Here is a 13,425-nt window from a genome sequence, read left to right as displayed (position 1 = left end):
ATATAGAAAAATTGCTCCCCGGCTGATTCCCGTCCCAATCCCGTGATATTGTTGCATCACTTTTTGTTGTATTACTTTCTCTGAATAGGTTTTTTATGGCTTCGCCTGCTGATCGATCTTCGCGCATGTCTTGGAAACGCTCAGATGCGTCCCGATGGATTGACGATGGCTTTGTTTGGTTGACGGCTGCTTTTGCGCTCGGGATTGGCATCCTGCTGTTGACGATCGCAGGTCGAGTCGGAACGGATGCATTTCCAGCCATTCAGAAATTTGGATTCGGGTTTCTCACGACCAGTCGTTGGAGCGTGAATGATGAAGTGTTTGGAGCGCTAACTCAAATTTATGGAACGCTGATCACCTCGTTTCTAGCGCTGCTCCTAGCGGTTCCGGTGGGAATTGGAGTCGCGTTATTTCTGAGTGAAGACTTTTTGCCGCCGCGGGTCAAACAACCGATCGTGTTTATGGTGGAATTACTGGCGGCGATTCCCAGTGTGGTGTATGGATTGTGGGGTATCTTCGTGTTGATCCCCGTTCTGCGCCCGTTCGGAATTTGGTTAAATGCAGCTTTTGGTTGGATTCCCATTTTTAGTACAGCTCCTGCGGGACCTGGAATTTATGCAGCAGGCATTATTTTGGCAATTATGATTTTGCCGATTATTGCTGCGATTTCCCGAGATGCCTTGGTCGCCGTTCCGTCTGAATTACGCCAAGCTGCGTATGGATTAGGAGCAACTCGATGGGAGACAATATTCAGGGTTTTACTGCCAGCTGCTTTTTCGGGCATTGTGGGTGGAATTATGCTGGCGCTGGGTCGTGCCATGGGCGAGACAATGGCAGTCACCATGGTGATCGGAAACGTCGATTCGATCCGAACTTTCTCGATTTTGTCGCAAGGCTCAACGGTTGCTTCTTTGCTCGCGAACCAGTTTGCTGAGGCAAGTGGACTGCAGGTTGCCTCGCTGATGTATGCGGCACTGATTCTCTTTATCTTGACGCTGATTGTGAACGTGCTAGCCGAGTGGATTGTTCGCCGCTTTAGCATGAAGCTCTAGGCAGATTTAGGACTCTCACTATATGACTTCTCCAGAATTTTCAACTTCATCTGCCGCAAGAAGCTTAAAGCGATCGCCAACTTCCCCGCGAACGCTATTTTCTTCAGGAATGACCGTTCTCGCCTTTGCGTGTGCCGGACTTGCCTTGATTCCGCTAGCAGCGGTCATGATTTATGTCTTGGCAAATGGTTTGTCGCGACTCACGCCGTCTGTCTTTCTGGAGCTTCCCCCTGCACCAGGGCTAGCTGGCGGTGGGTTTGGGAATGCGTTTGTCGGAACGTTGTTGACGGTCGGCATTGCCTCATTGATGGCAATTCCTTTCGGGATTGTTGGTGCAATTTATCTTTCGGAATTTGGGCGCGATACGAAGTTTGCAGAAACGGTCAACTTCTTGACCAACGTTTTGAGTGGAGTGCCCTCGATCGTGATTGGGGCATTTGCTTATGCGCTTGTGGTGCTGCGAACTGGAACCTTTTCTGCTGTAGCTGGCGGCTTTGCTTTAGCAGTATTGATGCTGCCAACCATTGTTAGAACCTCTGCTGAAGCCTTAGAGTCGGTTCCAAATGAATACCGTCAGGCTGCAATTGGGTTAGGATCGACAAAGATGCAGACAACGCTCAAAATTGTTTTACCTGCTGCAATTCCAGCGATCGTGACTGGGATTATGCTTGCGGTAGCACGTGCCGCAGGAGAAACGGCTCCAGTGCTGTTTACGGCTTCCTTTAATCGATTTTGGAATACAACCTTGTGGCAGCCGACAGCAACGATGTCGCGTTTGGTGTTTGACTTTGCCACATCGCCTTTCAAGGCTCAACAAGAGCTAGCTTGGGCAGGTTCTCTCGTCTTGGTGGCACTCGTGTTAATCACGAGTATCCTGTCTCGGATGGTAATCAAACGTCGCTAAGTGCCGATTTGCAACGCATTCAACTTTACTTCCTTACATAAACGGTATGACTTCCAGAACTCAAGACGCTCGCACAACCGAATCAGTCTTTCGCACGCAAGATGTGAACATCTATTATGGGAATTTCTTGGCGGTGCGCGATGTGTCGATCGAGATTGCCAAAAACGCAGTCACTGCGTTTATCGGTCCTTCGGGATGCGGTAAAAGTACGGTACTGCGTTGCTTCAATCGCCTGAACGATTTGATCAAGTCATTCCATCTGGATGGCAAGATGTACTACCACGACCAAGATCTGTATGCGAAGGATATTGATCCGGTCGAGGTGCGCCGACGGATTGGGATGGTGTTCCAGAAGCCGAATCCATTTCCGAAGTCGATTTATGACAACGTTGCGTTTGGACCTCGCTTGTTAGGCTTCAAAGGCGATATGGATGAGTTGGTCGAGCGATCGCTCAAGCAGGCTGCACTCTGGGACGATGTGAAAGATAAGCTGAAAGCATACGGAACCGATCTGTCTGGTGGTCAACAACAGCGGCTTTGTATCGCGCGTGCGGTTGCGGTGCAGCCGGATGTCATTCTGATGGATGAACCCTGTTCGGCACTTGACCCAATTTCGACGCTGAAGGTTGAGGATCTGCTGCAAGAGTTGAAAGAGAAATATACGATCGTGATCGTGACTCATAACATGCAGCAGGCTTCTCGTGCGTCAGACTACACGGCATTTTTCAATGTGGAAGCAAATGCGAAGGGGCATAGAACAGGCTACATTGTGGAATACGATCGCACAGAAAGAATCTTCCAAAACCCCCAAGAACAAGCAACTCAAGCTTATGTGAGCGGTCGTTTCGGTTAATCCTTCGTCTAGCCGTCAAACTCAAAAAGAACTCCAAGTTGTTAGAAAACCTGGAGTTCTTTTTGATTTAGAGTTCAACTGCGGAGTGGTTAGAAGATGAAAGCAGTATGTCTCAAGCTCTTGCGGGATCGCTAAATCGAATTTTGAGATAGTCCTCTTCCATTTTTGCTCCAGACGGCTGCAGGGCTGCTAACGCTTGCGGCAACACCAAATTGCGCCGATGATTCCCGATGCGTACATTCAGTTCATCGCCTGTTTTGCTCAGTTCAATCTGAGATTTCTCGATCCCTGGCAAATAAAGCTCCAAGCTGTACTGGTTCTGCTCTTGAACAACTCGCAAGGTCGTTTCTTTGTAGTAAACCTGTGACGGATCTTCGTTGTTGGGATACAGCGTTTCTTTTAAGCGATCGAGCGCCTCTAATCCACACATTTCTTGCGAATATAACGGGACTTCCTTAATCGGCAAGGGCGTAAAATTCGAGTGAATCTCTTCGCGATATTGTTTTTGGTTCTCTTTCCACTGTTGGAAAAAGGGATCAGTCACTGATTCAGGAATAATCCGGTTTGCCACGACTAAATCTGTCGCAACGTTATACAAACTCAAATACGCATGAGCGCGCAGTGATTCTTTAATCACCATTTTTTCGGGATTCATCACTAATCGCACGGTGGTCTGCGTGGGATCAGTGAGCACTTTTTCTAACGCTTCAATCTGCTCGTAAAACTCGTAAGGTGCATCCATCACCTCTTTGTCCGGCAAGGAAAAGCCAGCGATCGGGCGAAAAATCGGCTCAACCAGAGGACGTAACGCGACCGAAATGCCCTGAAACGGTTTGTAAAACTTCCGCATATACCAACCGCCAACTTCCGGCAAACTCAGCAATCGCAATGCTGTTCCCGTCGGAGCCGAGTCAATAATCAGCACATCAAATTCGCCTTCGTCATAGTGCCGCTTCATCCGCACTAATCCAAAGATCTCATCCATTCCCGGCAAAATCGCCAACTCTTCTGCCTGAACGCCTTCTAAACCGCGCGCCTGCAAGACTTGGGTGATATAGCGTTTGACCGCTCCCCAATTGCCCTCTAATTCCATCAGCGCGTCGAGTTCTGCTCCCCAGAGATTTGGGCGAACTTGTTTTGGCTCATGTCCCAACTCCAGATCAAAGCTATCGGCGAGAGAGTGTGCTGGATCAGTACTCAATACTAAAGTTCGGTATCCCAATTCGGCACAGCGAAGTCCTGTTGCTGCTGCGACCGAAGTTTTACCGACTCCGCCCTTCCCTGTCATCAGAATTACGCGCATTTAATCGAGTCCTGTCTGAGAATTTCTTTACATTCTTTTACTTAATTCTAGCGTCGATCGACAGTTTCTCCGAACTAAAAGCCCCCGATCAAATAATTGATCGAGGGCAAATTCAAGGCAGTTCTTTGAGGGGTGGCGTAGAAGTTCCCGCAAAAACCTTATGTACGTGATTATACAGTGGCATTAGCGCAAATACGTAACCGTATTTACAGAAACTACACATTAAATCGGAATAGCATCACATCGCCTTCTTGGACGGTGTATTCCTTGCCCTCGCTACGAACTAGCCCTTTCTCTTTAGCAGCATTCATCGAACCGAGTTCGACTAAATCTTTATATGCCACTGTTTCTGCTCGAATAAATCCCCGTTCAAAGTCAGTATGAATTACACCTGCGGCTTGGGGAGCGAGCATACCAGCACGAATTGTCCAAGCGCGGGTCTCTTTAGGGCCTGTTGTAAAGTAAGTCTGTAGTCCAAGCAATGCATAAGTTGCGCGGATTAACGATTTCAATCCGCCTTCTTCAACGCCTAACGAGGCAAGAAAGTCAGCGCGATCTTCTTCAGGCAGTTCGATGAGTTCAGATTCGACTTGTGCCGAAATGACAACGACTTGAGCATTCTCTTGGGCTGCAAGTTTCCGCACTTGTTCAACCCATTCATTTCCGGTGGCTAAATCATCTTCCGAAACGTTACAGGCATAGATGACAGGCTTACGCGAGAGCAATCCTAGCGGTTTGATAATTAGTTCTTCTTCCTCATTCAGAACCACTTGACGAGCCGATTTTCCCTCGTTCAAGGCAGCACTTAGCCGTTCTAGAATTTCGACTTCTTGTTGGGCTTCTTTACTGGTACGAGCTTGTTTGCGACTGCGCTCGATTCTACGATCGATTTGATCTAAATCCGCTAGTCCCAATTCTAAGTTGATCACTTCGACATCTCGGGCTGGATCAACTGAGCCAGAGACGTGAATAATGTCATCGTCATCGAAACAGCGGACGACATGCACGATCGCATCGACTTCACGGATATTTGCCAAAAACTTATTTCCCAAGCCTTCACCCTGAGATGCACCTTTGACGAGTCCCGCAATGTCTACAAACTCAACGCGGGCTGGAATAATTTCTTCTGATTTTGAGATGTCAGAGAGAACTTTCAAGCGATCGTCTGGCACAGCGACCGTCCCGACATTGGGTTCGATCGTACAAAAGGGATAGTTGGCGGCTTGGGCTTTTGCATTGGCAACGACCGCATTAAATAAGGTTGATTTTCCAACGTTGGGCAATCCAACAATCCCGGCTCTTAACATGTTTGTGTGTGAAATAAAAGGATAAATCGGTTACGACGGAGTCGGAACAGGGTCAGGCATCGGCTCCGGTTCAGTTCCAGGAACAGGTTCCGGAGTCGGATCAGGTATCGGTGCGGGGATCGGACTCGGTTCTGGAGTCGGATTTGGCAACGGCGATGGAACCGGATTCGGTGGCGAATAAACCATAAGATATCCTAACGATAATTTGGCTTCTCTAACCTAGAAAGTCAGAAATCAAGATTCATCTGTCATTCGGTCAGCGTTTGAGGGTGGAGTCAGATTACGATCGATTCGTGAACAGATTTATAATGTCCAGTGTCCTTCTTCATGAAGCGCAGTGCAGCAGTCTCAAACCGAAACGCAGCTAAACATTCAGGTTCCTGAGAAAATTCGGCAGGCGCTAGAAGCCTATGCGACTGCAAATCAATTTCCGATCGAACTCGTGATTGAGATGGCGTTAGCTCAATTCCTGGATATTGATGCGGTGACGTTTGACGATTGCAATCCCGTCATGAGTCCTGGACAACTGCGCGAAGAACTTGAAATGCTCAAGCGTCACAAGAATGCAGTTTGATCGACTCCCATTACTCAAAATCTTGGCAGAGTGTGCTGAAAGCCAAAATGCTGCGTTTCATACACCGGGGCATAAGCGTGGTCAGGGGAGTTTCAAGGCATTTCAGCAACTCGTTGGCGATCGCACATTACAAGCCGATTTGCCCGAATTGCCGGAACTCGATAATTTATTTGCGCCTCAAGGTGCGATCGCGCAAGCTCAAACTTTAGCTGCCCAAACTTTTGGGGCTGAGCAAACCTGGTTTCTTGCCAATGGCTCAACTGCGGGCATCATTGCGGCGATTCTGGCAACCTGCAATCCAGGCGATAAAATTCTTCTGCCTCGAAATGTGCATCAGTCGGCAATTTCTGGCTTGATCTTGTCGGGTGCGATGCCGATTTTTTTACAGCCTGAATATGATGCAAATCTAGACATCGCGCACAGTGTTACACCTGAAACAGTTGCGATCGCACTTCAAACTCATCCTGATGCCAAAGCAATTCTTATCGTTTATCCGACCTATTACGGGGTCTGTGCGGAGATTCAAGCGATCGCAGATCTTGCCTATGCTGCGGGAATTCCGCTTTTAGTCGATGAAGCGCATGGCGCACATTTCGCCTTTCATCCTGATTTACCAATTTCAGCTTTATCCGCAGGTGCAGACCTGAGTGTGCAATCGACGCATAAAACGCTCTCGGCTCTCACTCAGGCCTCAATGCTACATGTTCAGGGAGAGCGAATCGATCGAGATCGGATTGCTCGATCTCTGCAACTGGTTCAATCCACCAGTCCAAATTATTTGCTCTTAGCTTCTCTAGATGCAGCACGGGCACAAATGGCAATTGAAGGAAAAGAGTTGATGGCAAGAACTTTAGAACTTGCCGATAAAGCTCGATCGAGAATCGCAGAACTTCCGAATCTCAAGGTGTTTCAGCCCAAAGACTGGGTATTGGATAAAACTCGTTTGACGGTGACAGTGACAAAGTTTGGAATCGATGGATTCACCGCAGACGAAATCCTTCACCAAAATCTGGGTGTAACAGCTGAACTTCCCTCGCTGCAACATTTGACTTTTATCATCAGCTTAGGCAATACAGAAACAGATATCGATCGATTAGTGCAAGCCTTGAAACAGCTTCCTTCTGGGTCATTTTCGCCTACACAAATTTCTGAGTTTGATTTGCCTGAAACGGTCATGTCTCCGCGAGAAGCGTTCTTTGCAGGATCAGAAACAGTTGAAACTCATCTGGCAATCGATCGCGTGAGTGCCGAATTGATTTGTCCTTACCCACCTGGCATTCCAGTCTTGCTACCAGGAGAGCGAATTACAAAAGGCGCGATCGCGGCTCTCAAAACTGTCCTTGCCGCAGGCGGATTTATTAGCGGCTGTAGCGATTCCTCTCTCAACACCTTAAAAGTCTTACGCTAGATTTCGATTCCTGAATCACAAATCCTGAATCACAATAGGGTTAAGCCTATTGCCTCGCGTTTATTATGTCTTCTCCTCTCTGGTCTTATGTGACTCCCGGTATTCCTGATGAGTTATTTGAAAACCTACCTGGAATTCCCATGAGCCAGCGTGAAATTCGGCTGCTCATGCTGTGTCAGCTTCGACTCAAATCAAATTCAGTCTTGTGGGACATTGGAGCCGGAACCGGAACCATCCCTGTCGAAGCGGGATTACTTTGTCCTCAAGGGCAAATTATCGCGATCGAGCGCGATGAAGATGTTGCTAATCTCATCCAGCGCAACTGCGATCGCTTCGGAGTGAAAAACGTCAAAGTCGTTGAAGGCAGTGCGCCTGACTGTTTGAAAACGCTGAAGCAAATGCCCGATCGAGTCTGTATTGAAGGCACAAAATCCATCAAAGAAACCCTTAGCGAAGTCTGGCAACACCTCAAACCTCAAGGTCGAATCGTCGCTACTGCTGCAAATTTAGAAAACCTCTATAAAATTTCAGAAAGTTTCGCTGAACTTCACGCCCGCAATATTGAAGTTGTCCAATCCGCAATCAATCGCTTGGAAACCCGTGGTACAAGCCAATCTTTCGTCGCAGTTGATCCAATTTTTGTATTGAGCGGCGAAAAACTTGAATAAAAAATTCCACATCCTGGACACGTCACTCTGATAAAGTGATCCAAATGACTCTTAACCTTCTTAACCAAAATCTTATCCAGTCCCAGATTCAGGAGTGTGCCAGATCAGTTGACTTAAGAAGGGACAGTTAGACCAAGTTCTTGTCGTGAACGCTAAACAGTCTTATGCCTTGGTCTCGCATCTTTAGTGGAATTGTAGCGATCGTGATCGCGTTGGTGATGTTTCTGCTGGGCGGCTGGTATTTCACCGCTTTTTTTGGCGTAATCATTTATCTGGGGCAGCTAGAATACTTCGAGCTTGTCCGCGCCAAAGGCATCGCTCCTGCTGGAAAAACAACACTCGTTGTCACTCAGATCCTATTGTTCATCTCAAATCTCAATCCTTCGCTTGCCGATGCCATTTTTCCGGTAGCCGGAACGTTGATTTGCTTCTACCTACTATTTCAGCCAAAATTCGCCACGATCGCGGATATCTCCGCTTCGATCATGGGACTCTTCTACGTAGGATATCTGCCCAGTTTTTGGATTCGACTGCGATCACTTGGACAAGCCGATCTCAGCAATCTTCCACTGGACGGGTTCTGGATTTTGTCCTGGCAGGGGTTTGAGAACTTACCTCAAGGCTTAACCCACACCCTACTCGCTTTCGTTTGTATGTGGGCAGCAGATATCGGAGCCTACACCGTGGGTCGTTGGATTGGTAGAACTCGCTTATCGGATATCAGCCCGAAGAAAACGGTTGAAGGCGCAGTGTTTGGAGTTTCTGCCAGTGTTGCTGTAGCAGTTATTGGCTCTTGGTATCTGGATTGGTCAGGATGGCCAATTACCGGAGTTATTTTCGGCTTGTTGATTGGAATTGCCAGTCTACTCGGAGATTTAACCGAGTCGATGATGAAACGCGATGCAGGCGTAAAAGACTCAGGGCAACTGATTCCAGGACATGGTGGAATTCTCGATCGCGCAGATAGCTACGTCTTTACAGCACCGCTCGTCTATTATTTCGTCACTTTAGTTTTGCCGCTGCTTCCTAAGACTTGATGCTCAATCGTCCTCAGCCCTGTCGTTCATCACAATCAGTCTGATAGGGGGATAGGGAGAAATTCAAGGTTCCCTACTCCCCAAATGGCTAGGGAAGCACCATTAATTTACCAATACAAGTCACCTTGTCAGGTTCGATCGTCAATTCGTGAATCTCCGTCTCGCTGCCTAAATTAAAGGTATACCCGTCCAGATCTGAAAGCGGTAAGCCTCGTTTGGCAGTGGCATGAGGTAGCCATTGCGGATTGACCAATTTCAATAAATTGGGTGCAGCTAAATCAAAACCTGTCCGAATTGCGATCGGCGTTGCATTTCCACTATCTGAGATCAAATCTGCCCCTAACACCACGAGATTGGAGCGCAGTTGAATCGAGAGATTCTGCAAATTCAATTCGCGATTGCTACTGACTCCTGCGGCACCTGATCTCAGAAGAGTCTGTAAAAATTCAATCACGCCAGTTCTCAGTAAAGGCGCATTCAGAGACGAACTTAGATCCGTCGCTTCTAATAAAACTGATCCCTGAACAGAGATCGGCTCAAGCAGTCGTAACGGCTTGCCTCGGACAATTTGACCAGCGTTGACGCGAATATTTTGCCCTGTCAGTTGAATCTGGCTGAATGCAAGACCTTGATAAATCGCATTTCTCGCGGTCAGCGCAAGTTGAGGAATACAGCCTGAGAGAATTTGCCGATCTCCTGATTCAATCTGAACTTGTAACTCCTCAACTTGCTCGACTTGAGATCTTAACCAGAGTCGAACAGCCGGAGCCAAAACTTTACTGATTAATCGAGTTCCTGTTGCAGCAGTCTCAATTTCATTCGTATCGCGATCGCTCAAAGTCATATGTCATTCAGTAAAGAGGCTTTAGAGCAGTGTACAGGAAAGCCCCTGCGAACTGCATTTGTCATCAAATTTTGACATTCTGCGATCCCAGAACGCTAAAGTGATCCCAAATTGTTATGATTTGATGACATTACGATCCCTGAATTGCCTGAAAAATCGTAAAAGCCTGATCAATCAAGCGCTTTCACCCCTTGATCCTGGGAGAAGATTCCGGCACTATGTAAGGCATCTTGCGATCCCCAAAGATTAAGAGAAGTTAAGTTGGGTGATCCCCCCGACCGCTTGAGATAAGGACAATCAACACAATCACGGAGAAGTGATATGGCTACAGAACGTCCCCCTCTCACTGAAATGACCTTGCGGCAATTGCGTCGAGTTGCTAGCGAATATGGCGTATCTCGCTATAGCCGAATGCGAAAAGACCAGCTTCTCGCATCGATTCAGGAGATTGAACGGACACGATTTTCGACCCCTACCCCGTCCCCCCGTACCATAGAGGCACAAGAAGCTGTGGAAGCAACTAAATTCGATGTTGGACAAGACGACGCTCAATCCTTCACGGCAATGACTTTAGCAACGGTTGATGCCGATTTAATGGATCTTCCAGAAGGATATGGAGAAAGCCGCATTGTATTGATGCCCCGCGATCCTCAATGGGCATATACATACTGGGATATCCCCAATGAGCACAAGCAAGACCTACGTCGCCAAGGTGGACAGCAATTAGCACTGCGTGTGTACGATGTCACTGACGTGAATTTGGATTACCAAAGCCCGCACAGCGTTCAAGAATATCCCTGTGATGAGATGGCGCGGGAATGGTATTTGCCTGTTCCGGTCAGCGATCGCGATTATGCGATTGAAATTGGCTACCGGGCGGGAGATGGTCGCTGGTTAGTTCTGGCACGCTCCGCATCGGTGCGCGTTCCTCCGGTTTACCCATCTGACTGGATCGAAGATCATTTCATCACCTTGGCTTGGGATGAAGATCTGCGCGGCAAGACGCTTCTGGAATTGGTTCCGCCGACTAAGAAGCAAGCAATGGGCACAGGCGTTGGCGGTGCTCAAAGCAATCCGATTTACGACGAAATCTTTGGCATGGCGCAAACGACCGAAGCAATGCGAATTGCGGGATCGCTCTACGGTTCGATGCAGCACTCTGCTTCTGTCTCGCATCTAGACACGATCAGTTCTTACGTCTTCCCATCGGGTGTAGGCATGTGGGCATTGCCGACTGCTTCGGGAGTCAATATGTCGGGTGTTGGGTTCTCAGCGTCTGCTCCGCCAATTCGTCCCCGGAAATTCTGGTTGATTGCGGATGCGGAATTGATTGTGTACGGTGCAACTGAGCCAGATGCAACTGTGACGATCGGCGGTCGCCCCATCACGCTGAATCCCGATGGTACGTTCCGATTCCAAATGTCCTTCCAGGACGGTTTGATCGACTTCCCGATCATGGCGGTTGCCGCAGATGGCGAACAAAATCGCGAGATTCATATGAAGTTCGAGCGTGAAACGCCTGCGCGTCGTACGAATACGAAAGAAGAAGCGATCGAAGAATGGCTCGTCTAATGTAATGCCAAGAGGTGAGCAGCGCTTCGGCTCACCTCGTTCTCAGTTCTCCCTTCCAATCGATCGAGTACTCGATCGATTTTTTTTATGGGCAGAATCCTGATTACATTAGAGGGATGAGACACGACGCTAAGTGGTTAGTGTTCTGCATTCTCTAGTTATCTGTGCTCTATTGATGAATTTGATGAATTATGACGTTAGATGAATTGTCTTCGACGTTGACTGTTCTGTTTGGGGATCAAGTCCAGGCGTTGGCTCCAGGTTCATTTCAAGTTGAAACTCCCCAGTTTCGATTATTGATATTACTTTCAGAAGATGAGTCTTGGGTCAGGGCATTGCTCCCGATCGCACCTGCTCAAGATGCGGAACCTTATTTAGAACAGCTACTCGAATCGAATTTTGATGTCACGCAAGAGGTGCGCTATGGGTTGCATCAAGGCGTACTTTGGGCAGTGTTTCAACATGCGATCGCGGGATTGACGACCAGAGATTTCCAAGCTGCACTTGAACGAATGATCGCGTTACAGCAGGCAGGATTAACAGATCTGTTCAATGCCTTTGTGGAGAAGCAAATCCGACAAATTGTGCAGGCAGCGAAGCTCCAGGGGCAATCCTTGGAGGCAACGATTCAGATGCTCGATCGCTTTTATCAAGAAGGAATGATGGGTGATTTGGCGATGGGAGCGCAGTCGAGAGAACAAACCATGGACGCTTGGCAGCGTCAACTGCGACGACTCTGGGACGAGGGAGAGGACGTATGAATTTAGTGGAAGTGTTGCGCGAAGATTATACGAGATTTCCAGCTAACCAAACGTACAGCATTTATGCACCGGATGTTTGGTTCAAAGATCCGATGAATGAGTTTCGTGGCATTGATCGCTATCAAAAAATGATCCGGTTTATCGAGACTTGGTTTGTGGATGTCCAGATGGATTTGATCTCGATCGTACAAACCGAGAATGAAATCAAGACGCGATGGATTTTGAGTTGGAATGCGCCTCTACCCTGGAAGCCCCGGATGAGGATTCCAGGATGGAGTAAGTTGCACGTGAACTCAGATGGTCTGATTTCAGAACATGTGGATTATTGGGAGTGTTCTCGCCTAGAGGTGCTGAAACAGGTGTTCCGCAGTTAATCTTCTAGTTAATCCTCTGGGGGCGGTTGCGTATTCAGCGCTTCTTCTGCGGTTTGTGCAGGCAGCCCAGAGGATTGACCAGAAGCATCTGTGGAGGTTTCTGATTGCTTGGATTCGGGTGGCATTTTTGTCGCCGAGACTGGGGATGGTATTTCTGTATTCGTCGCGATCGCGGCTGGTTTGGGATCGCTGACCTTGATGATGCGCTGCCAGTTAATCGCACCAGAAGGTTGAACCGTGACTTGAATTGTTTCCTTGGGTTGATCGGGTTGCTTTGCCGGTTTGTCTTCTGGTTGATTGGAACGAACAGTTTTTTCAGATTTCTCTTCATGCTTGAGGAGCTGACATTCAAAAGTTTCGCCAGGTTTGACGGGTCGATAAAGATTTGTTCCCCCACAATCGATCGCAGCTCGACCCATTTCTTTTTGCAGCCCTTGCTCAAATTCGGTTTTCAGTTGTGCCATATTGAGCAAGCCTTTGACGCTGGTTGCGTCCCAAGTGATACTGCCCTGGTCATCTCGCTGTTGAACAGAAATCGCAAATCCAACCTTTTCGTCGAGGACACCGACACATTCAAAGGTGCTCGCTGCTTTTGGTTTGATATTGGCAGGACAAATGACGGATTTTACAGCGCTTCCACCTTGTTTTGTGATGCCAGATTTGATGATTTCTTCGATTTTTGCAGTATCTAAGGTTTTTTCACAACCTGCCAGAGTCACAAAGAGAGCTACAAAAGGAATGAGTTTGAGAACGCGAAAGTGATTCATA

15 protein-coding genes are annotated in these 13,425 nt (G+C 48.0%); 10 read left to right on the top strand and 5 right to left on the bottom strand.

Features of this window, described 5'->3' with window-relative positions; translation table 11 throughout:
* Positions 1 to 95: 95 nt before the first annotated feature.
* The 3 genes from pstC to pstB are packed head-to-tail and all read left to right on the top strand — an operon-like array spanning position 96 to position 2,809.
* On the top strand, positions 96 to 1,052 hold the full coding sequence (gene pstC / locus J0L70_RS22380) for a phosphate ABC transporter permease subunit PstC (RefSeq protein ID WP_017289319.1): 957 nt from the start codon (positions 96 to 98) through the stop codon (positions 1,050 to 1,052).
* A 22-nt stretch (positions 1,053 to 1,074) separates the two neighbouring features.
* Complete coding sequence (gene pstA / locus J0L70_RS22375) at positions 1,075 to 1,956, top strand: phosphate ABC transporter permease PstA (protein ID WP_017289318.1); 882 nt, start codon at positions 1,075 to 1,077, stop codon at positions 1,954 to 1,956.
* A gap of 46 nt (positions 1,957 to 2,002) precedes the next feature.
* Positions 2,003 to 2,809, top strand: a complete 807-nt coding sequence (gene pstB, locus J0L70_RS22370) for a phosphate ABC transporter ATP-binding protein PstB (RefSeq protein WP_017289317.1) — start codon at positions 2,003 to 2,005, stop codon at positions 2,807 to 2,809.
* A 112-nt stretch (positions 2,810 to 2,921) separates the two neighbouring features.
* Here pstB and J0L70_RS22365 read toward each other — a convergent pair whose 3' ends face one another.
* The 3 genes from J0L70_RS22365 to J0L70_RS22355 form a co-directional block, all read right to left on the bottom strand.
* Positions 2,922 to 4,112, bottom strand: coding sequence for a TRC40/GET3/ArsA family transport-energizing ATPase (locus J0L70_RS22365; protein WP_017289316.1), 1,191 nt, complete (start codon positions 4,110 to 4,112; stop codon positions 2,922 to 2,924).
* 215 nt (positions 4,113 to 4,327) lie between these two features.
* A complete protein-coding gene (ychF, locus tag J0L70_RS22360) occupies positions 4,328 to 5,419 on the bottom strand; it encodes a redox-regulated ATPase YchF (RefSeq protein WP_268181923.1) in 1,092 nt (363 codons plus the stop codon).
* 30 nt (positions 5,420 to 5,449) lie between these two features.
* Positions 5,450 to 5,605, bottom strand: a complete 156-nt coding sequence (locus tag J0L70_RS22355) for a hypothetical protein (RefSeq protein ID WP_017289314.1) — start codon at positions 5,603 to 5,605, stop codon at positions 5,450 to 5,452.
* A 151-nt stretch (positions 5,606 to 5,756) separates the two neighbouring features.
* On the opposite strand from J0L70_RS22355, the gene J0L70_RS22350 reads away from it, so the two are divergent.
* The 4 genes from J0L70_RS22350 to J0L70_RS22335 all read left to right on the top strand — a co-directional run bounded on the left by J0L70_RS22350 (position 5,757) and on the right by J0L70_RS22335 (position 9,106).
* Positions 5,757 to 5,993 (top strand): hypothetical protein, encoded by a 237-nt coding sequence (locus J0L70_RS22350; RefSeq protein WP_017289313.1) that lies wholly within the window; start codon positions 5,757 to 5,759, stop codon positions 5,991 to 5,993.
* On the top strand, positions 5,983 to 7,401 hold the full coding sequence (locus tag J0L70_RS22345; protein ID WP_287455906.1) for an aminotransferase class I/II-fold pyridoxal phosphate-dependent enzyme: 1,419 nt from the start codon (positions 5,983 to 5,985) through the stop codon (positions 7,399 to 7,401). Before J0L70_RS22350 ends, J0L70_RS22345 begins: the two co-directional genes overlap by 11 nt.
* Before the next feature lie 65 nt (positions 7,402 to 7,466).
* Positions 7,467 to 8,069, top strand: a complete 603-nt coding sequence (cbiT, locus tag J0L70_RS22340) for a precorrin-6Y C5,15-methyltransferase subunit CbiT (RefSeq protein ID WP_287455905.1) — start codon at positions 7,467 to 7,469, stop codon at positions 8,067 to 8,069.
* 164 nt (positions 8,070 to 8,233) lie between these two features.
* Positions 8,234 to 9,106 (top strand): phosphatidate cytidylyltransferase, encoded by an 873-nt coding sequence (locus J0L70_RS22335; protein ID WP_017289310.1) that lies wholly within the window; start codon positions 8,234 to 8,236, stop codon positions 9,104 to 9,106.
* Between the two features lie 88 nt (positions 9,107 to 9,194).
* Here J0L70_RS22335 and J0L70_RS22330 read toward each other — a convergent pair whose 3' ends face one another.
* Positions 9,195 to 9,950, bottom strand: a complete 756-nt coding sequence (locus J0L70_RS22330; protein WP_017289309.1) for an LmeA family phospholipid-binding protein — start codon at positions 9,948 to 9,950, stop codon at positions 9,195 to 9,197.
* Between the two features lie 321 nt (positions 9,951 to 10,271).
* On the opposite strand from J0L70_RS22330, the gene J0L70_RS22325 reads away from it, so the two are divergent.
* The 3 genes from J0L70_RS22325 to J0L70_RS22315 all read left to right on the top strand — a co-directional run bounded on the left by J0L70_RS22325 (position 10,272) and on the right by J0L70_RS22315 (position 12,657).
* Positions 10,272 to 11,522, top strand: coding sequence for a DUF4912 domain-containing protein (locus tag J0L70_RS22325; protein WP_287455904.1), 1,251 nt, complete (start codon positions 10,272 to 10,274; stop codon positions 11,520 to 11,522).
* Positions 11,523 to 11,713: 191 nt separating this feature from the next.
* Entirely contained in the window at positions 11,714 to 12,283 is a 570-nt protein-coding gene (locus J0L70_RS22320) for a hypothetical protein (RefSeq protein ID WP_287455903.1), read from the top strand.
* On the top strand, positions 12,280 to 12,657 hold the full coding sequence (locus J0L70_RS22315; RefSeq protein ID WP_287455902.1) for a C6orf136 family protein: 378 nt from the start codon (positions 12,280 to 12,282) through the stop codon (positions 12,655 to 12,657). The genes J0L70_RS22320 and J0L70_RS22315 overlap by 4 nt, the downstream gene beginning before the upstream one ends.
* A gap of 8 nt (positions 12,658 to 12,665) precedes the next feature.
* Here J0L70_RS22315 and J0L70_RS22310 read toward each other — a convergent pair whose 3' ends face one another.
* Entirely contained in the window at positions 12,666 to 13,424 is a 759-nt protein-coding gene (locus J0L70_RS22310) for a DUF4333 domain-containing protein (RefSeq protein ID WP_287455901.1), read from the bottom strand.
* Between the last annotated feature and the right edge of the window lies 1 nt (position 13,425).

The organism is Leptolyngbya sp. UWPOB_LEPTO1 (genome assembly GCF_017302695.1).
GTDB classification, from domain to species: domain Bacteria; phylum Cyanobacteriota; class Cyanobacteriia; order Leptolyngbyales; family Leptolyngbyaceae; genus Leptolyngbya; species Leptolyngbya boryana.
Note: the sequence above shows the minus strand (reverse complement) of the source record. Positions and strands in the feature narration are given on the sequence as shown.